The following is a 21,142-nucleotide window of genomic DNA, read 5'->3' as shown; positions in this document are numbered from 1 at the left end:
TAGTTCTTATATAACGTTATAGCACGTATTGAAAAAAGGAGAATAAACGGTATGCAAAATGAAGTACAGACCACGTCATTGGTAGAAGTTCAACAGATGGTTCAAAGTATTACTAAGCAACAAGGAATTAGTACGTTAGCCTTTGTTGGCTGTGGCGCATCGATGTCAGAACTTTACCCGGCAAAGTATTTTCTGGAGCAAGAGGCGCATTCCCTACGAACTGCACTGTTGACCGCGAATGAATTCAACTATGCGCGTCCTAACTTTGCGGATGAGAGTGCTGTTGTCGTTGTCGCTTCGCTAGGGGGAACCACCAAAGAATCCATCGAGGCTACAAAAAATGCACATGATTGGGGATGTACCGTTGTGGCGGTTACCCATAATCCCGATGCAAAATTAACGGAGGCGGCCGATTATGTCCTGGTTCACAGTTTCTTTACCAGCTATGCGACCAAGGCGGCTAAAACCAAAGTGGTGTTAGAATTCTCTGCTGAAATGTTAAATGCCGTTGAGGGCTACGATAATTACGATGCCATACAGACAGCATTTGCGGGAATTGATGATGTAATTAATGAAGGGGTCAAATCAGTTACACCCGCAGCAAAGGAGTTTGCACAGGAATATAAGGATGATCAACTGATCTATACGATCTCAAGCGGTGCCACTTTCGGGACAGCATACTCTACTGCTAACTTTTTATTTATGGAAATGCAGTGGATTGCCAGTCCGGTAATTCATTCTGGTGAGTATTTTCATGGCCCGTTTGAGATGACTAATAATGGAACACCATACCTACTGTTTATGAATGACGGGAAGACCAGGCATCTTGATGCACGTGTATTGGAGTTCCTGCAACGGTTTGATGCACGGGTTACGGTAATTGATGCTAAGGACTATGGTCTGGACAGCGTTTGTGCACCGACTGTAATTGATTACTTTAATCCACTCATTATTACTGGGGTAATGCGTGTATACGCTGAAGAACTGGCGAAGGTCAGGAATCATCCTTTAACTAAGCGACAGTATATGTGGAAACTGGAAAATTACTAGAATTAAAAAGCTCGCGGATTTTCCGCGAGCTTTTTGTTTAGGAATATTACTGAATCAATTCATATTTATATTTGTCACTTCTGATAACTTGTCTCGTTATATGGAGAGGATGATCGTTTTGATCGTAAACAAAATCAGTAATTTGCATAAGTGAGGTATCCCGCTCTACATTCAGTAAGAAAGCCTCACTGGTACTAGCCTTTGTAATGTCGAACATTTTATGACCACCAGCAGGCACTTCATTAAATTGGTCATGTAAAACCTGGTAAAGTGATCCATTAAGATTTTCACTGGTGATGCTTGAAAACTCTTCGGTAAAGTAAATGTATTCCACGCAGAACGGACTCTTGTCTACGTATCGTAAGCGTGTGAGCTTCAGTAATGGGGTCTTGGGCTCGATACCGAAAAATTCTGCCTGTTCCTTAGACGCTCTGGTGGGTTGAATATCTACTAGTTTGGTACTGATTGACGCTCCCAAATTTTCCACGTTATTGGTTAGACTGAAGAATTGGCTGCGTGTTGTTTCATTACTGGTACCATCCTGAACGAAGGTACCCTTGCCATGTATCTTAACCAGCACACCCTTGTTGACGAGAATGCGTAACGCGTGGCGAACAGTGCTCCGACTATAGCCAGTACTGCGTTGTAACTCTAGTTCAGTCGGAATTTGAGCGCCCGGGAGGTACTTTTCGTGATTGATGTCGTTCAGTATTTTATTTGCTAATTGCTCGTACAGCGTCAGTGATGACTGCTTTAAGTTGGCCGTTAAACTCCCCATGATTGGTACCTCCCCCCAGCAATGATAGATAAGCACAGTATACAACAAAAAATTGTGGTAGAAACAAACTTAGTTGATTTTAAGAAAGGGCTTGCACTATCACTAAAAAGCGTTTATTCTGAGGTCGTCTCAAAAAAGTTGTATGCAGTTGTATCTAACATGGGAGGACAACATGAACAAAATACAAACGACGGTGGGCAGTATAATTCAGCGGGTCTTTAAGGAAAGTAATGAATCAGTTAGGCGCGTTGTATGGATTGGGGCAGGTGGATCTTTCGGGGGCTTTTATGCCGCACAATACTTTATGACTCGCAATGCAGTCACGTTTAGTTCGGAAATGTTTACTAGCAACGAATTTGTCATGGCGCCGCCAGCATATGTTGGGGATGATACTCTGGCAGTTGTCTGCTCAATGCGAGGTACTAAGGAAACTTGCGAGGCGGCCAGGGTTGCTAAGTCCCTAGGCGCGCACGTTGTAGCATTATACGTGGATCCATCCGAATTAACCGAAATAGCCGATTATCAAGTTAAGTATGAAAGCTTGGCCCTTGATGAAAGTAAAACTGAGTTATCCAACACAAGCATTGCATTGATGATGGCGATGGAGTTAGTGGATAGGACTGATGGCTATGCTGACCATGATGTCGCAATGAGTGCGTTTGACAACGTTGACGCAATATATCGACGTACCGTTGGAACCACTACGCCGCTAGCCCAAAAATGGGCTGAAAAAAATAAAATGCGTAAGCCAATTTATGTGTTGGGGAGTGGACCGGCCTATGGCGCAGCTTATATTTTTTCTATTTGCAACATTGAGGAGATGCTACAAATTAGTTCGCCAACCACCAACAGCTGCGAGTATTTTCACGGACCGTTTGAGACACTGGATAAAACCACTTCGGTTTTCCAACTGGTGTCTGTTGGCCGTACACGACCCGCGGATGAGCGGTCGGTTCGTTTCTTAAAGGAATATGGTGGGGATAACGTGTACATTCTTGATGCAAAGGAAATCGGTCTGAACGATTTGGATGATCGGGTGTCGGAATACTTTAACCACATCATTTTTGCACCAATACTGAACAATGTTTACATGCGCGCATTGTCAGCAGAAATTCAGAAATCTTTCCTGACGCGGCGATACATGTGGAAAGTGAATTACTAAATTTGGTAAAAATGGGTCAAGATTAGGTTGATGTTATACCCCCTTGTTGAAAGGAAATGTACCCTGTTGTATGCTTGGGGTACAAGCGCTTTCAATTAAGGGGGCTTTTATTTTGTCTGAGGATATTAAGAGTGAAATTTATACTCGTCTAGTCTCTCTTTGCGAAGAGGGCGATCTTAGCGCTGTAATAATAACGGCAGATACTATTGCCAATAACCTGCAAATTAAGCGTAATACGGCCAGTCATTATTTGAACATGCTGGTTACTGAAGGAAAAGTAATCAAAGTTAATACAAGACCGGTTAGATTCTATTCGCGGGCGGCGGTTGAAAAAGCAATTGGAAAAGCATTGGTCGATTCAATATATTCATCGACTGCTGACATCTTTCATCAAAAAGGAATCCCTGATGATCCTATGAGCGCGGTGATTGGCTCAAAGCAATCACTTTTTTCACAAGTTAAAAGGATGAAAGCCGCTGCACGATATCCAGGCGTTGGACTACCCGTATTATTGACGGGACCAACTGGTTCGGGGAAGTCGTACTTAGCTCGAGTATTCTATGACTATTGTGTTAGTGAGGGTTACCTTAGCGGCGACAGTTCGTTTGTTCATCTTAATTGTGCAGAATACGCTGATAATCCAGAACTACTAGCCAGCATTCTCTTTGGCTATAGGCGGGGAGCGTTTACGGGAGCAAGCAAAGACAGCCCGGGACTGTTCGATCAAGCGGATAAGGGGATGCTATTTCTAGATGAAGTGCACCGTCTTGGTGCCAAAGGACAAGAAAAGCTATTCGAGTATTTAGACAACGGTGTCATCTCGCCCCTTGGCGAGACTAAGGCTGGCCATAAGGTCACTGTACGGTTAGTGTTTGCTACCACCGAGAATGTTCAGAGCAACTTTTTACAAACCTTTATACGGCGAATTCCGGTTCAAGTGGAGATCCCAGGCATCAATGAGCGAACGCAATTTGAACGTGAGAGTCTAGCAAAACTTTTCTTCCTTAACCAGTCTCGCCGTATTGGTAAGGACATCAAGTTAAGCAAACAAGTACTGAGCATTTTAACCAGCCAACACTATGATAGTAATGTTGGACAAATGAAGAATTATATTACTTTGGCTGTAGCCAATGCGCTTGCAAAGGTTAACGAGAGTAGCAAAAATTTACTTGTTGACATTGGAAATTTGCCAAATGAGATTTGGAGTAAGAATGATGCCGATAGCGTTCGTTTACGCCTGAGCGGTGATGGTACGACTATCCTGATTCGTAGTGGTATGAATTTGAAGGAGCTAATTGATGATGATTCTGATCAGGATAATCAAATTCGCTTAATTTTTACGCAAATATTGGGATTATATGACAATCTAGGCCTATCTCTGCAATTTATTAAGAGCAGTACAGATTTAATCAATACTCTGAGCGATGAAATGATTTTTAGCAACGTGATTGATCGTGGCGAGGTGCCATTGGATCTCATGAAGAAAATGACTCAGGCTAAACTGCACTCACTTGAAGATAATTTTTCGGTGAAATTTTCCGGAAATTCGTTGGTGGTAATTGCTTACTTCTTATACTACAGGCAGTTTAATTACTGGGTACTGACTGCTAAAAATCATGAGTTATTGAATGAAATCAGTTCAAATCTAGCAGAGCAGGATGCGAGTGTTGCAACTTTTACCGATGAAATACTTAAAATGACCCATTCTGCCTTATCACTGCCTGTGGACGTTGTGGACAGGTTGTTTTTGCAATTATATCTACATGAAGCAATCAAGGTGACTAAGAACAATACGATTCGTTGCCTGGTTCTAGCACACGGCTACTCGACAGCTAGTAGCATTGCTAATGTCGTGAATAGACTGGTAGGATATTCAGCCTTAGGTTATATTGATATGCCATTAAACATTAGCGTGGAGACTATTGGGCAAAGGGTGTCAGAATACATTGCTAGTAATTCCATTACTTCAGGATTGATTTTAATGGTAGATATGGGCTCACTTTCAGGGATTCATAAGTATATTCACGGAACGATTGATTTTCCAATCGGCATAATTACAAATGTGTCTACTCAGTCGGCCCTTTCCGTGGTGGACCAGGTTGCCCACAATAAGTCTATAGACGAAATAGTTACCCACACGGCCAAAACTGTGCACAGTGAAGGAAGGACTATTTATCCTCAGGAAGTTAAAAAGAATTTGATTATTACGTGTTGCAATACCGGAATTGGTACAGCAAACCAAATTAAGCGGTTGTTGGATAGTAGCTTTGCAGAAAAAATTGATGTTGTGGTTAATGCTTACGAATACGCCGTGGTTAGTGATAGTAGTCAAATGGCCACACTACGACGTACCTATAATGTTCTGGCGATTGTCGGAACCGTTAACCCACATGCGGAAGGGGTACCCTTCATACCACTGGAAAAATTGATATTGGGTGAGGATTCAGGAGCAATGTTGCGTGCGCTGGGTGTTGTGGCTGGCAAGAAGCAAGTTGATGAAATTGTGACAACCTTGTTGCATAACTTTACCATTGAGCGGGTGATTAACTCACTGACTATACTGGACGCTTCTGGTGTAATGGATGCAATTGATGTGGTAATGAGCTGCTTTGTCCAACTGTCGGGTAGTGTGTTGGCTAATCCACAACGAATGGCTTTGTATGTTCATGTTAGTTGCATGATTGAACGACTAATACGTAACGAACCAATTACCACCTATGACTGGAAGACTAATGATTTTGACACAAAAACGGTCGAGGACATCAAAAAGGCGCTTAGTGTCATAGAAACCAAATATAGTGTCACGGTCCCGAAAAGCGAGGTGGGGTATATTTATGATATTATTCGTGGAGATTAGCTAGTTCCAGGCGTTTTTAGATAGGTTGTAAGTATATTGAGCGTGCCAGCATAAAACTGGCACGCTTTTTGCTTGTATATATATGTAAGGGTTAAGGCGCAAGAACAAGCTAAATATCAATCTCCAATCTTAGCCCAAACTAATCAGCGGTATCTCACGTGGATTACCGGATTATTGGTTAAGCAGATATTAACAGTGAAAGGAGGCACGCGTATGCGGATCATTTTGGTAAGTCACGGACGTTTGGCGCTAGGTATGCAGGATACAGTGAAGTTTATTATGGGGGAAACTCCCAATCTATCAGCTTATGCGGCTTACGTTGATAGTGACGAAAGTAAATATGTTTACAGTATTGAGGCTGAACTCACGCAGCATCCTGAGGAAGAATTTGTTATTTGCACGGATGTTTTGGGTGGCTCGGTTAACACAACAATGATTCAACTGTTAAAGGATTATCCAAACGTGGAGTTGATTGCCGGAATGAATTTACCGCTGATTTTGCAGTTATTAGCTGAAAGTACGGTTAAAGATAAAGACAAACTGGCGGGGGTTGTTGAATCAGCACAACAGGCACTCGTTGATGTTAATGGTTTGTTGGTAGCACAAAAGAATGGAGAGGAGGATGACTTGTAATGATTAAACTGGTGCGAATTGACCATCGCTTAATGCATGGACAGGTTGTCTTTTCGTGGACTAAAGCGCTGGGCATTGAACGTATTGTGGTGATTGATACTGGTACGGCAAACGACGAATTTAAGCGTATGTCGTTAAAGCTATCGAAGCCAGCCGACGTTAAGCTCAGTCTCTTCACGGTTGAACAAGCAATTGAGCGAATCCCCAAGATTAAAGCGTTGAAAGAGAACACCATGCTTATTTTTGGCAATGTAGGCGAGACGTATAAATTCTTTCAAACGTTTGGGGCTGTTCCGGAAATCAATTATGGCGGTATTTTGGATCGTCCAGGAGCAACGCGCTACAGTAACGCAATATATTTGACCGATGAGGAAGTAGAGCAAAGCAGGCAATTGGCTTCGATGGGTATTTCATTATTTATGCAGCAGGTGCCAACCTCCAAGAAGGAAATTCTGAACCATAAATTGTAGTAGTTACGTTTGTACGGACGGAAAGGAGCGTGAATATCATGCTTATAAAGGCATTGTTGATTGGGATTATCAGCATTGTTGCCATGCTTGACTCGCGAATGTTTGGTCGGTCTAATCTTGAACGGCCGCTAATTGTCAGTACGCTAGTTGGTTTAGTTCTTGGTGATGTTACAAAGGGGCTAATGGTTGGTGCCTCACTTGAATTAATTTCTATGGGTCTAGTTAATGTCGGAGCTGCGGTGGCCACGGATATGGTATTGGGTTCAATTATTGCTACCGCATTTGCTATCCTGTCTAACACTTCTGCTCAGGCGGCACTGACAGTTGCAATTCCAATTGCGGTGTTTGGCCAATTGCTCGGAATTGTTGTGCGTATGTTGATGTCGTCGCTATCGCATATGGCAGAGCGCGATATTGAGAAAGGCAAGTTCAAACGGGTACTAAGTTATCACATCGTGTGGGGAAATGTGTTCTATTCACTAATGTATTTTGTGCCAACGTTTATAGCAATTTACTTTGGTACCGGTGTGGTTAGCGAAATTGTTAAACAGATCCCCGACTGGCTGACAAATGGTTTGACATTATCAAGCAAGATTTTACCAGCTTTTGGGTTTGCACTGTTGATGTCAACGATGCTGTCAAAGAAGACCGCCGTCTATCTTTTCTTGGGATTCTTCATTACGGCCTACGCAAATATATCAGTTACCGGGGTAGCTATTTTCGCAGTTCTGTTGGCATTGGTTGTTAATGAGTTTATGCCCAAAACAGGTAATACTGAAACGCCTGCTAGCAGTAATGCTTCGAGTAGCGATACAGATGATGACGATCTTGAAGAGCTCTGATGGAAGGAGTGAGCAAAGATGGCAGACAATGGCTTAACTACTGAACAGCGTAAGGACTTACGGAAAAAGTCGTGGTCGTTTACATGGCGTTCATGGGCAATACAGGCTTCCTGGAATTATGAACGTCAAATGAACATGGGGTTCCTATATGGAATTGCCCCTACATTGAATCGTTTATACAGTAAGCCGGAAGATTTGGACAAGAAAAAAGCCGCTTATCAGCGGCACATGGCTTTTTACAACTGTACTCCCCAAACTAGCTCCTTTGTCTTGGGCTTAACGACTTCGATGGAGGAAGAATACGCGAAGAATCCATCATCAATGGACCCAGATTCAATTAACGCCGTTAAATCATCCTTGATGGGTCCCTTATCTGGTGTGGGTGATTCGTTCTTTCAGGGAACAATCAGAATATTGGCGTTTAGCTTGGGGATCAATTTAGCCCAACACGGAAGTATTTTGGGGCCGATTTTGGCGATGGTCATTTCATTTATACCTTCGTTTGCAGTTACTTACTGGGGTGGACAGTTTGGATATACCGCCGGGAAGAAGTATTTGAAAATTTTGACCGGTGGCGGCCTAATGAACCGCGTTATGTACTTAGTGAACATTGTTGGATTGATGGTGATTGGGGCTATGATTGCCAGCATGATTGGCATCACTACCCCAATCAAGATGGGGAGTGCGTTCAACCTTCAAAAAACGTTGGATAGCATTTTCCCACAGATGATCCCACTGGCCTTCACATTCCTGATGTACTGGATGCTACGGAAGAAGGTTGGTACGGGTTGGATTCTGCTTTTCTGCATTGGTGGTGGAATCTTGCTGAGCGTTTTGGGAATATTCGCATAAAGTTATTTCAATTATTCTGGATTCGGTTGGTTAAAAGCCAAATCAAAAATTATATAGGAGGAATTCAATTATGAGTACTATGTCACCAAAGGAAATTGTTGCAGCTATTAAGAAGGATCACGGCGATATCAATCAGGTATTGTTTGTTGGGTGTGGGGCTTCAATGTCCGATTTATATCCAGCATACTACTTCACTCTTCACGAAACGAAGAGTGTCAGGACGGCAATTATTACTGCCAATGAATTTAACTATGATGCTCCAAAGAATATCGATGGGCAGACTATTGTAATTACAGCATCATTGGGTGGTACCACCCCTGAGTCGGTTGAAGCAACAAAAAACGCCGTTAAGTGGGGAGCTAATGTCGTTAGCCTATCCAACAACCCGGATGCTCCAATTCTAGAAGCCGCACAGTACAAGATTATTCATGGGTTCCATGAGAGTTACTCCGCTAAGATTCAAAAGATGACGAATGCCGTTAAACTGGCAGTTGAAATTAAGAACCAGTTTGAAGGGTACGAGTATTATGATGAAGCCCAGAAGGCGTTTGATGGTCTGTATGACTTGATTGACGAGCAGGTTAAGCATGTTGGTCCTGAGGCCAAGAAGTTTGGCGAGTTGTACAAGAACGACCAAACAATTCACGTGCTTGCAAGTGGTGCTACATGGGGTGCGGGTTATGCCACTGCCAGTTTCCTGTTTGAAGAAATGCAGTGGATTACCGCACCAATGCACAACTCCGGGGAATACTTCCATGGCCCATTTGAACTAACTGAAAAGGATGCACCATACCTGTTGTTTGCCAATGATGGCAGCACCCGTCCAATGGATATGCGTGCGCTGACATTCTTGCAACGCTTTGATGCGAAGATTACCTTGGTTGATGCCAAGGACTTCGGGCTTGCATCTATCGCTGGGCCACACGTCATTGACTACTTCAACCCAATGCTACTGACCGGTGTATTCCGAGTTTACGCCGAGGAACTAGCATCCAAGCGTGACCACCCGCTGTCCAAGCGCCGGTACATGTGGAAATTGAGTTACTAATTTTTCTCAGGTTATGCCAAAAGTGTATTAGTACCACCATTGGGGAGCGGCGGATGCCGCTCCTTCTGGTGGTTTAGGGGTGTCATTGTTCACGGAAGGAGGGGGCTACGTCTTGATGTGACGCGGCTATTAGATAGTATGTTCAAGGCGGTTATATTTGACATGGATGGTGTTCTAGTTAATAGTGAGGAGTTTTATTTTAACCGGCGAATGAGTTATTTTGAAGAGAAGGGACTGCATCCCGGATCAACGGATATTCACGATTATTTGGGGATGTCTAACAACCAAGTTTGGGCAGCCTTGGTCCCTGACCCTGAGCAACGTGATGTTTTGCGTAAAGATTACCTCGTATACCAAGACACTCATCCAATTGATTATTCCCGCTTTTTGAACGCGGGTGTTGTTAACTTGTTAAAGAGTTTGAGGACCCATGGTATGGCGATTGGACTGGCATCGGCTGGCATATACGCTGATATTTTCCGCATGTTGTCAGAGTGTCATATACGCCCTTTTTTTGACCAAGTGCTGAGCGGTGAAGCTGTACCGAACAATAAACCCGCACCCGATATTTATGTCGAGATATCTGGAAAGTTAGGTGTTGAAGTTGGCCAGTGTCTGGTGATTGAAGATAGCAGTAATGGAATTCAGGCGGCCAAAGACGCAGGCATGACCACTTGGGCAGTTGATCAAGCACAATATAATGTTGATCAGTCGAGGGCTGACCGTATAGTCAGCGGTATGGATGAAATTAGAAAGACGCTCAAATAATAGGGGAGGCTAAACCATGGGCATAGAGCAGACGATTAGGCAGAGCCAGCGCCTACAGTTGACACAAACGATGCAGCAGTCGTTGAAAGTACTGCAAATGGATGGTTTTAGCCTACAAGAATACTTGAACGATTTGAGTTTGAGTAACCCCTTAGTTGATGTCAGTGCCAGTGGCGATATTAATATCAATGGATTCGAAAGAATGAACAGCCCAGAATACACTAACTTGTATGACTATTTGGAGACTCAAATTGAATTGCGGTACAGTGAAAAACCACTGCGTAGGTTAGTAAGCCTTTTGGCGCGTCAACTCGATCGGGATGGTTTTCTCAATTTCAATCAGGACGAATTTATTGCTACTAATGGTGTGAGTATTGTTGAATTCGAGGATGCCCTTACCTTACTGCAAAGTCTAGATCCGGCCGGTGTCGGCGCACGCAGTATACAGGAATCATTGATTATCCAGGCACTGCAAATCGATAGTTGTCCGCCGCTAGTACTGGAGATATTGCGGAACTATTATCACGATTTCTTGCACAATGATATTCATAGAATACTTGTTGGCACCGAAGCCAGCGTGGCGGACTTTACCGAAGCTAAGCGAGTTATTGGCACGTTTACCTCCAGGCCGGGTGCAACATTTTGGAATGATGAAACTCAGTACCGCATACCGGATATTAAAGTGCGGCCTGATGGGGCTGGTTATCGAATATATTTGACGAAATTTGGACGACCGGAGTTAATTTTTAATACTGCGGAGTATGACCAATTACGTGCTCATGACGACAAAGAACTTGAGGACTACCTAGGATCACTTGCCATGCAGTTCCATGATGTTGACGGTATGCTACAACGCCGTGAAGAAACGATTAGTGCGGTTGCAGAGGCGATTGTTGCCGTGCAGTGGTTATACCTAAAGGGCGAGCAAAAGTTTATTAGCAACCTATTACTTCGGGACGTTGCCAGATCTGTCGGCGTAGCAGAGTCAACTGTGAGTCGAGCGATTTCTGGTGAATATATCGACAGTCCTATCGGGATAGTTGCGGTCAGAGATTTGCTTACCAATAGGTCCGGAACTAGCGACGGTGAATCCGCTGATAGCAGGGCCATGTCCAGTATTCGTAGAATTATCCGGAACGAAGATAATAGCCACCCGCTTAGTGACCAGAAAATTGCAGAACTTTTAGCGGGTGAAGGCATAGCAATCGCGCGTAGGACCGTTGCCAAATATCGTGGCGTCATGGGAATCGCAAGCAAAAAATTGCGTAAGAACGGTGGTGTGTAGGATGACGAAAGTGGAGTTGGGATTGGGTTCCAAAAAAATATGGCGAAAATTAATGATCTCGCTGATATATGGTTTTTGCCTAAGTATTGCCCTTAACTTATTTTGGGTGCCTGGGCACATATCTGCGGGTGGTGTCACTGGTGTGGCTCAAGTCATTGCCATTATTTTTCGCCGCTACCTCAACTTTTCAATTGGTGGCCTTGCAGTAACGGACGTCATGAACACTGCAAACCTGATTTTTATCATTAACGTGCCGCTAATCTGGATTTCATGGCGTGACATTGGTCGCGAGTTTACGGTTTTTACTTTGATTACCGTTGTTAGTTCGTCGGTCTTGATTAATCTCACTAGTGGGTTGACCCCTCTAGTTCGGGATCCAATGATTTGTGCAATTTTTGGTGCAGTCATTAACGGTGCGGGCATTGGCCTAGCTCTACGTAATGGTCTCTCAAGTGGTGGAACCGACATAGTAGGTATGGTGTTGCACAAATACTTTAATATTTCAGTTGGAACGGTCAGCATTGCCGTTAACGCGTGCGTGGTTATTGTAACTGGCTTTCTGGAGGGGTGGCCGCATGCATTGTACTCTGTAATCGCTATTTTTATTGGTGGTAAGGCGATGGATTTGTTGTACACGCGGCAACAGCGGCTACAGGTAATGATTGTCACGAATCAGAGTAAGGCGAATGAAATTCTTACCGCTATTCACAAGGAGATGCGGCATGGAATTACAGTGTTTAAGGATACAGAAGGCGGGTATAAGCATGAGAGTAAGACGGTTTTGCTAACAATCATATCTCGAGCCGAATTCGCAGACCTCCAGGCTACCGTTAGGAGTAAGGATAGCCGGGCATTTATTTCTAGCACACGAGTTGCGGAAATGGTTGGGGCGTTTGTTGAGCCTAGTGTTGACTGAGCTAAATTGGTAGTCCGAAACAAGTAATGAAGTTTGGTTCCAGTTGTGGTTTTGTCAGTTTGTTAAGCACCCTCATCCCAGGCTAATGGATGGGGGTGTTTTCGTCTGTAATGGTGGCTTACCGTTCCTGGTGGCCTGCTTAAACGCATCATACTGAGGGTTAATAGCTTGTGCGCATATAGGTGTACACGTTTTTGCTAACCAAGCCGGACTATTTTTGGTCTCCTCATTTCGTATACGCTTACATATTATATTAAGTGAAGGTGATAACTTGAATGAAAATCAGAAACCAAACAGCAAAAATCGAAAGTATTTGATATTGGCTCGGTTGTTTAACAATGAGCATTTAAGTTACCAGCGGTTAGCTGATGATTACTTTGTTTCCAGAAGTAGCATTGCTAACGACATTGCCTTTATCAAAGAGCTTATAGCGAAAGACAATGTTGCATTAAACTTTGACAATTCGGGTACCTACGTGGGAAGTGATGAGATAGCGAAACAAAAGGTCATTAAGCGGTTGGTGATTGATTTTATGAATGGTGGAAGGGCCAAGCAGTACATTCCGATTTTAATTCAAACTGATGTAATTGAGCCTATTCGTAAGACTGTGATTGCGACAACGGATGCTTGGCAGTTACAGATTTCTGATAGTTATGTGACTGATATTGTAGTATCTACATCGGTTTTGGTGTCGCGCGGTCGTAGCGGATTCCATATTAATTTGGATTTGCATAATCAGTTAGGAACCTTGCTCCTTAGCTTAGACAAGTACCCACTGATATACGAGCTACTGAAATCGGTTGAAAACGCGCAAATTTATGAGTTTTCGCAGGATGAATTACGTTACTTGTCATATGTAGTTCTTGGTGGTGGTTTCCGTTACTTTGTCCCGGACACGTCAATTCCGGAAACATTTAAGCGGGATACTCAGCGCCTAATCCGAAACGTTAGTCACGGTATAAATATTGATCTAGAACATGACAACCAGTTAAGGGAAGATCTAACCTTGCATCTTTTTCAAATGGCGTTGAGGTTAAAGTTTGACACGACGGTTGTTAACCCCTTGCTTGGGGAGATTAAACGTGATTACCCGACTGTTTTTGGAGTTGTATGGTACGCATTGATCGACTTTGCCAATAATAACGGTTTAGTGGTTTCGGACGATGAAGTTGCCTTCGTCACAATTCACTTCCAGGCAGCAATTGAAAGAAGCAAACGGCAACGCAGAATTCTCTTTGTTTGTCTAAACGGCATTGGTACAAGCTCGTTGATTTCAGCGAAGATGAGACAAATTTTACCCGAGGTTTCATTGATTGAAATTATCTCCCGAGCAGCCTTACCCAGACAGAATTTAAGTAATGTTGATCTTATTATTTCAACAGTCAGTTTGCCAGTACAGGTCGTTCCGGTGGTCCAAATATCACCGATGATTACAAATGAAGATATGAAGTCAATCATGAGCCAGTACATCGATGTAGTTACTACTAAAAATAGACAGCCAAACATTTTAAACAGTAGTTCGGCAAGGACAATCAGCATGCTGAGAGAAAATATATTTTTTGAAGCGGTTGATACTCAAGCTGAAGCGATTGATTACTTGTTGAGCAAGAATTTATGGCGTTCATCTGCGGAGTTAGCCAACTATCGAGAATCCGTTATTAGGAGGGAAAAGCTGCAATCGACGTACCTAGGAAATGGCTTTGCATTGCCACATGGGAACCCGCAGTTAATACAAAGTAGCCATATTTCTATTTTAATACCAGGAAAACAGATTTATTGGGGTAATAACAAAGTTGACGTAGTGGTGATGTTAATGGTGGCAGAAAAGGATAAGAAAACGATTGAACCAATCATGGAGCTAATTATGCAGGGTGTTAATAACAAGGACTGGTTTATCGATAAGATGACGGAGGTTAGATGAATCGTGGGTAGAGACCTAATACCAGAAAGTAATATACAAGTGGTTGAAACAGTAAAAAACTGGGAAGAGGCGGTTCGTCTGGCTAGTTTACCTTTACTGAAGAGCGGAAATATTAGTGATGAATATGTAGATAACATGATTGATAGCGTAAATAAAAATGGTCCCTACATGGTTTTGTCCGACTACTTTGCATTAATGCACGCCAGGCCAGGGCAGGGCGTTAAGAAGCTGGGAATGAGTCTATTAGTATTGAAGCATGAAACAGATTTACGGGGGAAGCCGGTCAAGATATTTCTGGTACTGGCAGCCACCGATAATCAAAGTCACTTGGAAAGCCTGCAGCAAATAATGGGCATTTTTATGGATGACGGATCGTACCGGTCAATATTGACTGGAAACAGACCAGCAATTGTTAATTTATTTGATGGATTGGAGAAGTGATTATGAAAATTTTAGCGGTATGTGGTTTTGGCGTTGGTAGCTCAATGGTCCTTAAAATGACGCTGGACAAAGTTGTTCGTGAACTGGGGGTTGATGCAACTGTGGAAAATACGGATATCTCTTCGGCTAAGGCGACTCTGGCAGATGTATATTTTACGAGCTTTGAATTGAAACCGGACCTTGAGGCATCAACAGATAAGCCTATTTATGCAATCAAGCGTTATATGAACAAGGACGAGGTTGAGGCAGCGATGAACGACTATCTTGCAACCAGAAAGGATGCGTAACAATGGGAATACTCAATTTTATTTCAAATAATATCCTTCAAGATCCTCCCGTTTTGATTGCTCTAATTGCGATGATTGGCCTAATTGTTCAGAAGAAGCCAATAGGCGAAATCATTAAAGGTAGTGTTTCGGCAGCGTTTGGTATGGTGATACTGACTGAAGGGGTCAACATGTTGACTGGGGTTGTGTCAGCAATCAACACCGCCGTACAGACGAAGATGGGATTGTCTGTAGCTAAAGGATTATCGGATGCCACGTTTACTGCCAATTATGGTGGTGCAGTCGGTATGGCCATGTTCCTTGCACTGGTTATTCATATACTAATTGCAAGATTTACGCCGATTAAATCAATCTTCTTGACTGGTCACATGCTTTGGTGGGTACCGTTTGTTATTGTCGCTGGTGGTGTAGAAGGTGGTCTGCGTGGCCCAGTGCTTATAGTTGTTAGCGCGGTCTTGTCAGCACTGTATTTCTCAATTGCACCGTGGGTTATGCGTAAGTATGTGTGGGCAGCAACGGGTGATGATTCATTCTTAATTGGTCATCCAACAACTATCCTTTCATTGATTTCAGGTTTTGTCGCTAAGCGTGTTGGTAACAAGAAGCAATCTACCGAAGATATTAAGGTTCCAGAGGCCCTATCCTTTTTCCGAGAGATTTCGATTAGCGGTGGTTTAGTGATGTTCGCGGTCGACATCGTCGTGGGATTAGTTGCTCCTGCGCTGGTTCCAAAGGGTGGCAACTTGTTTATGGTTTCGCTAAACGCTGGATTAACGTTTGGTGGTGGACTGCTTATTCTGCTCTATGGTGTTCGTTTGTTAGTTAACCAGATCATCCCTGCCTTCCAAGGAATTTCCGAAAAATTGGTGCCAGGTGCCAAGCCTGCATTCGATATTCCTATTTTGTTTAACTACAAGCCCAACGCCGTAATCATCGGATTTATTTCAGCCTTTGTGACTTCGACAATTCTCGTATTGATTGCTAACACTACTAATGTATTTGGGGTAGTTATTGTGCCACTGATTATCACCAGTTTCTTTGAATGTGGTGGTGCTGCTATTGTTGGTGAAGGTCAAGGCGGGCTCCGTGGCGCCATTATTGGTACGGCTGTTGCCTCATTTGCAATGGTTGCTTTAGTTGGAGTTTCTGCTGCGATGATGGGTGGTACCATCAAGAATTGGATTCTAATATTTGGTGGTAATGATTTGTCTTTATGGTCAATAATCTCTAAGTTTGTTGGCCAAGGTCTTCACCTATTAGGATTATAGGAGGCACGTTTATGTATCGTTATATCGACAATGTTGAGCAACTGATTAGCAAGGTTGCTAATGAAGAAAAGCCCAATATTGATGCCACAATTAATTTGTTGACCGATGCAAACTTAAAAAAGCATTCCATTTATGTTTTTGGGGCTAGTCATGCCGGTATTATAGCTCAGGAGATGTACTATCGTGCGGGTGGGATGCTTACTATTAATGCGATATTCGGGCGTGAAGTAATGCTTGATCGTTCTCCGATTACTTTTACCAGTGATATGGAACGCCTAGAGGGGTACGGAACGCGGCTGGCTAATTCCGTTAATTTTAAACCAAATGATGTGTTAATCCTGCACTCGGTTTCTGGACGTAATCCGGTTATTGTTGACTTAGCTATTGCGGCCAAGAAGAAGGGCGTCCGTATAGTGGGGCTCACAAATGTTTCATACTCAAAAACAGTTACCAGCCGACATTCGTCTGGTAAGCGCCTATTTGAATTGGCAGACATCGTAATTGATAATCACGGTGATGTCGGGGATGCCTCCTGTCAATTGGCTGGTGCCCCACAAAAAGTTGGGCCAACCTCGACGGTGGTTGGAGCCGCCATCCTAAATGCTATCATTGTTGAAGTTAGTCAGAGACTTGTGGATACTACGGGCGAGGCACCTGTCTTCTATTCGGCTAATCTAGACGACGGTGATGAGAGAAACAGACAATTAGTTAAAGAGTATCAGGAAATGATTCATTACGATTTTTAAGCCGATAAATTATCAAAGCCGTTAATCAATGGGGCTATTATTACATGATGCAGACTATACCAATATATTTACAGTTTAAGGATGTAGTGTTACATCGACCATGAATCTATGGTCGCTAGTTAATTCCAACAAAACCGCTGGCGCAATAGTCGGCGGTTTTGTTATAGATTCGTTAGATACATCTAAGGTGATTGCTATTATTCAGCCTTGGTGTTGATAATTCGACCTGATGTACACGTCCCGCAATACTATACGCACAACGTGGATTTACTAGGATCAGTGATTTGGGTGTAAAATTACCATATTCATTACTTATGGAGGGGGTAGGACTGTGGCATATATACGTAGAGGGGCACAAAAGGCGATAGTTCGAGCACTACAGAGTGTTGGTGGCACAGCTTCAAGGGATGATATTAAATCAATCATCGCAGAAGATGACGGCAGTGGATTCACTCATGATGATGTGTACGGTACAGTTATTTCACGGAAAGGAAATGAATATATCCCGTTTAATTATGATTTTAATTTTGCAATGCGGGAATTGTCGGTAATTGACTACATTGAAAAGTCTTTTCGTGGTGGTAAAGTAACGCTAACCGAGCAAGGCCGGGCAGACTCATTATCCGACTTTCCTAATAAAGCCCAAAAACAGGCGATACGTGAATACTGGGATCATACTAAAGCGCTCCGTGAAGCGAAAAGTGGATCAAACAACGCCAATGACCAGACTTCTTTAGGCGGTAACGATGATGAAAGTACCGATGATGCTCAAGATGTGACGGACACATGGAAGACGGAACTACTTGCCAGTCTGAAAAAATTTTCACCAACGAAATTTGAGCGCTTTTCTAGACTGCTGATTTCACAAATGGGTGTAAAAATAGATGCGAAGATGGGGATGGTTGTTTCTGGGGACCATGGGATTGATGGTTTTGGTTATTTTCAATCCGACGAGTTTAGGACTTCTAGAGTGGCAATACAATCCAAAAGATATAGCGATGCGCCTGTTGGAGAACCTGAAATTGATAAATTTAAAGGGGTAATGGACGGGTTTAACGCTGAGTATGGTATCTTTATCACCACTAGTTATTATACTGACGGCGCGAAAAAGAAGGCTGTCCAAGGCGCCAAATCCGTGACGCTAATTGATGGTCCTGGAATTGTTAAGCTTGTCGAACGGTACCAACTCCACATATCCCCAGTTCAGACGTTTGAACTAGATGATTATTATTTTGAGCAAGACTAATCTATTGAATTTAATTAAAGCCCCACCCCAATGCCCACTACGCTGATGTGTAGTGGGCATTATAGTGTAAAATGGCCTTAACAACCATATTTGATATATTCAATACCCACCCATTCGCAAAGGAGTCTGCACACATGTCCTCAACCATCCATCCAATTGTTCCATCAACTGTTCCCGTAGACGCACACACATCCGCGCATTACCGCGATGTGTTGGCGCAAATTGTTGCGTTTCGCGACAGTAAGGGGTGGGCGGAGTACCACACGTTGCCGAACCTCGCTAAGTCACTGAGCATTGAGGCCAGCGAAGTGTTGGAAATATTTCAGTGGCTCGACACCGGCGACCAGTTGGGCAAAGACGAACAGGCACACCTGACCGAGGAGCTGGCCGACGTCTTAACGTACACGTTCTTCATGTGTGACCGGCTGGGTGTTGACCCGTTAAAGTTGGTGGCGGCCAAGAATGCCATTAATCGTGGCCGGCACTGGGCGCAGACCGAGAACGACTAGCAGCACGACCTTAACCGAGGAGGATTCATCATGCCTACTATTAGAAATATTGCCGTCATGATCACCGGGGGCATTGCCGCCTACAAAGTGCCACTGCTCGTGCGCGGGCTTGTCCGTGATGGCTACCAGGTGCGCGTTGCGATGACGCCAGCTGCGGCAACCTTTGTTACCGCAGCGACTTTGTCAACTTTGACCAAAGCTGAAGTGGTTACCGATGCCCATGAGTTCGACCATCCGGAGCACGTTGTGCACGTCGAGCTCGCGCGCTGGGCTGACATGATGCTGGTCGTGCCGGCCACCGCCAACAGTCTCGCTAAGTTTGCTAATGGACTCGCGGATAACGTCGTGACGTCTACCTGGCTCGCCTTTGACGGCCCCAAGCTGGTCATGCCCGCCATGAATGACAAAATGTGGGCTAACGCCGCGACGCAAAGCAACGTTCGGCGGCTGAAGGACATGGGCGTGCGCGTCCTGCCACCGGCCGAGGGGTTCCTGGCTGAGGGGTACTCCGCGGTGGGTCGGATGCCGGATTTGGACGTGATCCAACTGTTCGTGGAGACGTACCAGGCGAAGCAACCACTGGTTGGCAAGCGCGTCCTAGTATCGGCGGGCGGCACGCAGGAGCGAATCGACCCCGTGCGCTACATCGGAAACGACTCATCCGGCAAGATGGGCACCGCCGTTGCTAACGCGGCCGCGGCGGCGGGGGCCGAGGTGACGCTGGTGGCTACCAAAATGTTGCCGGTACTGCCGGGCGTGGAGGCCGTTTACGTTACTTCGGCCGCGGAACTGCACGACGCCATGCTGGCTAACTTTGATGCGGCCGACCTGGTGGTTATGGCCGCGGCGGTGGCTGACTTCCGACCGGTCGACGTGAGCGGCACCAAGATTAAGAAGCAATCGGCGGACGACGGCCTGCACCTAGACTTGGTGCAAAATCCCGACATCCTGGCCGCGATGGGGGCGCAGAAGTCGCACCAGTACCTGGTCGGCTTTGCTGCTGAGACCAACGACTTGGTCGCCAACGCGCAGGCCAAGCTGGAACACAAAGGCGCGGACATGATCGTCGCCAACCCGGTCGGTTACGGGCAGGGGTTTAACGCTGATACGGACACCGTCACCATTCTGCGGCGGGGGCAGGACCCGCTCGCTCTGGATGAGGCCGCTAAACGCGACGTGGCGGCAACGATTGTCGGGCTGGCGGAGGCGGAGATGTAGTCGCCATGGACCATTATGTTGATCGGTATTATTTGGGAAATGCCGCTGAAAAACAGTTTTTTCATGATCACTTAGCTACCTTGGTGGCTAGTGCGGCTAGGTTTGAGGGCATGACGCTGGGTGCGGGAAAGGTGGCTCGAATCTTGAGCACCGGCAGTTTTGATGGCATCCTTCCTACCGATATTTAAATCGTCCTGAACCTCAAGCACGCCTTTGAATACATCACCACCCTTGATAAGCTGACTTTCGATGCTATTTTGCGTGTGAACGAGCTTATTCAGGGGGCCGCTAAGGCAGACGCCGGTCGTATAAGAACGGATATTGTCACGGTGGGGCACACCAACGACACGTATGTACCACCAATTCCGTCTGAACAGACGGAACGGGCATTTTTCGCCAGCCTAATGAGTGCGGACATGTCAGCCACGCAGCAAGCAATCAAGCTCATGTTGCATATCTCCCGGTCGCAATGGTTCGCCGATGGCAATAAACGTACCGCGTTGGTGGTTGCCAACGCGATAATGCTTACTAAAGGCGCCGGTCTGCTGGCTATCCCCGAGAACAAAATGCACTGGTATCTATCCCAGTTGCAAAAGTTCTATTTAACGGGGCGGCAGTCGGCGATTGAGCGGTGGCTGTACGAAGAAGCTATCTTTGGTATCGCGAATGATGCTACCGAGTAGCTGGCAACACTAATAATGTTTTATGGAGGGCACACCTGTCTCAGCGTGTCCTCCTTTGTTTTGCCACAAAATTAAAATCGATGCTAGCTAACTCTCATAATCATGCGGTGGTCAAGTGGTCCCGATATGTCGTAATTATCGATACACCGATGTTCACTGTCT

At 44.7% G+C, this 21,142-nt stretch carries 22 protein-coding genes; 21 read left to right on the top strand and 1 reads right to left on the bottom strand.

What is annotated here, in order from left to right; all coding sequences use genetic code 11:
- Positions 1-51 precede the first annotated feature (51 nt).
- Positions 52-1,050: an SIS domain-containing protein gene (locus tag LPA02S_RS01490; protein WP_056956766.1), complete on the top strand. Its 999-nt coding sequence runs from the start codon at positions 52-54 to the stop codon at positions 1,048-1,050.
- A 46-nt stretch (positions 1,051-1,096) separates the two neighbouring features.
- Here LPA02S_RS01490 and LPA02S_RS01485 read toward each other — a convergent pair whose 3' ends face one another.
- Positions 1,097-1,828, bottom strand: coding sequence for a GntR family transcriptional regulator (locus tag LPA02S_RS01485; protein WP_056956765.1), 732 nt, complete (start codon positions 1,826-1,828; stop codon positions 1,097-1,099).
- A 172-nt stretch (positions 1,829-2,000) separates the two neighbouring features.
- On the opposite strand from LPA02S_RS01485, the gene LPA02S_RS01480 reads away from it, so the two are divergent.
- The 20 genes from LPA02S_RS01480 (at position 2,001) to LPA02S_RS01385 (ending at position 20,980) form a co-directional block, all read left to right on the top strand.
- On the top strand, positions 2,001-2,990 hold the full coding sequence (locus LPA02S_RS01480) for a sugar isomerase (RefSeq protein ID WP_056956764.1): 990 nt from the start codon (positions 2,001-2,003) through the stop codon (positions 2,988-2,990).
- A gap of 112 nt (positions 2,991-3,102) precedes the next feature.
- Positions 3,103-5,847, top strand: coding sequence for a sigma 54-interacting transcriptional regulator (locus LPA02S_RS01475; protein WP_056956763.1), 2,745 nt, complete (start codon positions 3,103-3,105; stop codon positions 5,845-5,847).
- Between the two features lie 213 nt (positions 5,848-6,060).
- Positions 6,061-6,480: a PTS sugar transporter subunit IIA gene (locus LPA02S_RS01470; RefSeq protein WP_054649195.1), complete on the top strand. Its 420-nt coding sequence runs from the start codon at positions 6,061-6,063 to the stop codon at positions 6,478-6,480.
- The gene (locus LPA02S_RS01465; protein WP_054649197.1) at positions 6,480-6,950 is read left to right on the top strand and encodes a PTS sugar transporter subunit IIB; all 471 of its coding nucleotides are present in this window, start codon (positions 6,480-6,482) and stop codon (positions 6,948-6,950) included. Before LPA02S_RS01470 ends, LPA02S_RS01465 begins: the two co-directional genes overlap by 1 nt.
- A gap of 38 nt (positions 6,951-6,988) precedes the next feature.
- Positions 6,989-7,792 carry a PTS mannose/fructose/sorbose/N-acetylgalactosamine transporter subunit IIC gene (locus tag LPA02S_RS01460; protein ID WP_054649199.1) on the top strand — a complete coding sequence of 268 codons (804 nt, stop codon included), beginning with the start codon at positions 6,989-6,991 and terminating at the stop codon, positions 7,790-7,792.
- Positions 7,793-7,810: 18 nt separating this feature from the next.
- Entirely contained in the window at positions 7,811-8,644 is an 834-nt protein-coding gene (locus tag LPA02S_RS01455) for a PTS system mannose/fructose/sorbose family transporter subunit IID (protein ID WP_056956762.1), read from the top strand.
- A gap of 67 nt (positions 8,645-8,711) precedes the next feature.
- The gene (locus tag LPA02S_RS01450) at positions 8,712-9,692 is read left to right on the top strand and encodes an SIS domain-containing protein (RefSeq protein ID WP_202812991.1); all 981 of its coding nucleotides are present in this window, start codon (positions 8,712-8,714) and stop codon (positions 9,690-9,692) included.
- Positions 9,693-9,830: 138 nt separating this feature from the next.
- Positions 9,831-10,460 (top strand): HAD family hydrolase, encoded by a 630-nt coding sequence (locus tag LPA02S_RS01445; protein ID WP_056956761.1) that lies wholly within the window; start codon positions 9,831-9,833, stop codon positions 10,458-10,460.
- Positions 10,461-10,476: 16 nt separating this feature from the next.
- Complete coding sequence (gene rpoN / locus LPA02S_RS01440) at positions 10,477-11,745, top strand: RNA polymerase factor sigma-54 (protein WP_056956760.1); 1,269 nt, start codon at positions 10,477-10,479, stop codon at positions 11,743-11,745.
- Position 11,746: 1 nt separating this feature from the next.
- Entirely contained in the window at positions 11,747-12,661 is a 915-nt protein-coding gene (locus tag LPA02S_RS01435; RefSeq protein WP_056956759.1) for a YitT family protein, read from the top strand.
- 271 nt (positions 12,662-12,932) lie between these two features.
- Entirely contained in the window at positions 12,933-14,582 is a 1,650-nt protein-coding gene (locus tag LPA02S_RS01430) for a BglG family transcription antiterminator (RefSeq protein WP_225354970.1), read from the top strand.
- A 3-nt stretch (positions 14,583-14,585) separates the two neighbouring features.
- On the top strand, positions 14,586-15,023 hold the full coding sequence (locus LPA02S_RS01425; protein WP_439950849.1) for a PTS sugar transporter subunit IIA: 438 nt from the start codon (positions 14,586-14,588) through the stop codon (positions 15,021-15,023).
- Between the two features lie 2 nt (positions 15,024-15,025).
- On the top strand, positions 15,026-15,310 hold the full coding sequence (locus LPA02S_RS01420; RefSeq protein ID WP_056956757.1) for a PTS sugar transporter subunit IIB: 285 nt from the start codon (positions 15,026-15,028) through the stop codon (positions 15,308-15,310).
- A 2-nt stretch (positions 15,311-15,312) separates the two neighbouring features.
- On the top strand, positions 15,313-16,578 hold the full coding sequence (gene ulaA / locus LPA02S_RS01415) for a PTS ascorbate transporter subunit IIC (protein WP_054649213.1): 1,266 nt from the start codon (positions 15,313-15,315) through the stop codon (positions 16,576-16,578).
- 11 nt (positions 16,579-16,589) lie between these two features.
- Positions 16,590-17,324, top strand: coding sequence for a sugar isomerase domain-containing protein (locus LPA02S_RS01410; RefSeq protein WP_056956756.1), 735 nt, complete (start codon positions 16,590-16,592; stop codon positions 17,322-17,324).
- A 331-nt stretch (positions 17,325-17,655) separates the two neighbouring features.
- Positions 17,656-18,570: a restriction endonuclease gene (locus tag LPA02S_RS01405; protein ID WP_056956755.1), complete on the top strand. Its 915-nt coding sequence runs from the start codon at positions 17,656-17,658 to the stop codon at positions 18,568-18,570.
- Between the two features lie 134 nt (positions 18,571-18,704).
- The gene (locus LPA02S_RS01400; RefSeq protein ID WP_082405310.1) at positions 18,705-19,079 is read left to right on the top strand and encodes a nucleotide pyrophosphohydrolase; all 375 of its coding nucleotides are present in this window, start codon (positions 18,705-18,707) and stop codon (positions 19,077-19,079) included.
- 30 nt (positions 19,080-19,109) lie between these two features.
- Positions 19,110-20,297 carry a bifunctional phosphopantothenoylcysteine decarboxylase/phosphopantothenate--cysteine ligase CoaBC gene (gene coaBC / locus LPA02S_RS01395; protein ID WP_056956754.1) on the top strand — a complete coding sequence of 396 codons (1,188 nt, stop codon included), beginning with the start codon at positions 19,110-19,112 and terminating at the stop codon, positions 20,295-20,297.
- A 5-nt stretch (positions 20,298-20,302) separates the two neighbouring features.
- Positions 20,303-20,485: a hypothetical protein gene (locus LPA02S_RS01390; RefSeq protein ID WP_054649215.1), complete on the top strand. Its 183-nt coding sequence runs from the start codon at positions 20,303-20,305 to the stop codon at positions 20,483-20,485.
- Positions 20,486-20,980 carry a Fic family protein gene (locus tag LPA02S_RS01385; protein ID WP_082607898.1) on the top strand — a complete coding sequence of 165 codons (495 nt, stop codon included), beginning with the start codon at positions 20,486-20,488 and terminating at the stop codon, positions 20,978-20,980. It begins immediately after the preceding gene.
- Positions 20,981-21,142: the final 162 nt, after the last annotated feature.

This window comes from Lacticaseibacillus pantheris DSM 15945 = JCM 12539 = NBRC 106106 (genome assembly GCF_001591865.1).
Classification (GTDB): domain Bacteria; phylum Bacillota; class Bacilli; order Lactobacillales; family Lactobacillaceae; genus Lacticaseibacillus; species Lacticaseibacillus pantheris.
The sequence above is the reverse complement of the archived record's forward strand: the minus strand, read 5'-3'. Positions and strand labels throughout refer to the sequence as shown.